The organism is Thermococcus sp. EP1 (assembly GCF_001317345.1).
In the GTDB taxonomy this organism is placed as follows: domain Archaea; phylum Methanobacteriota_B; class Thermococci; order Thermococcales; family Thermococcaceae; genus Thermococcus_A.
This window is the reverse complement of the sequence record NZ_JXCG01000036.1, coordinates 1-514: the sequence shown is the minus strand read 5'-3', so window position 1 is coordinate 514 and position 514 is coordinate 1. Positions and strand designations below refer to the sequence as shown.

Annotated in this window: 1 protein-coding gene; it reads left to right on the top strand. The window is 41.8% G+C overall.

Annotation, left to right across the window (positions count from 1 at the left end; translation table 11 throughout):
* Window positions 1-514, top strand: a 514-nt coding sequence (locus EP1X_RS09940) for an FAD-dependent oxidoreductase (protein WP_156300744.1), incomplete at both ends; no start/stop codon positions are given.

The following is a 514-nucleotide window of genomic DNA, read 5'->3' as shown; positions in this document are numbered from 1 at the left end:
AGAGTTTGTCCCCAAGAGGATCAATGTGAAGGCGTTTGTACAATGGGTAAAATCGGAGATCCAATAAATATTGGAAAACTTGAAAGATTTGTAGCAGACTATGCAAGACAGCATGGAATTGACCAAGAGCTTTTGGAAGAGCAGATAAAAGAAATACAACACAATGGAAAGAAAGTTGCCATTATCGGGGCTGGACCAGCTGGATTGACTTGTGCCGCTGAACTAGCCAGGATGGGATACGAAGTAACAATTTTTGAAGCACTCCATGAACCCGGAGGAGTTACAATATATGGCATCCCAGAGTTTAGGCTTCCAAAGGAGATCGTGAGAAGAGAGCTTGAGAACTTAAGGAAGCTTGGGGTGAAAATTGAGACTGATACACTCGTTGGAAAAACCGTTACATTCGAAGAGCTGAGAGAAGAGTACGATGCAATATTCATAGGCACTGGAGCTGGAACTCCAAAGTTTGTAAAATGGGAAGGAATTAACTTAAATGGTATCTATTCTGCAAACG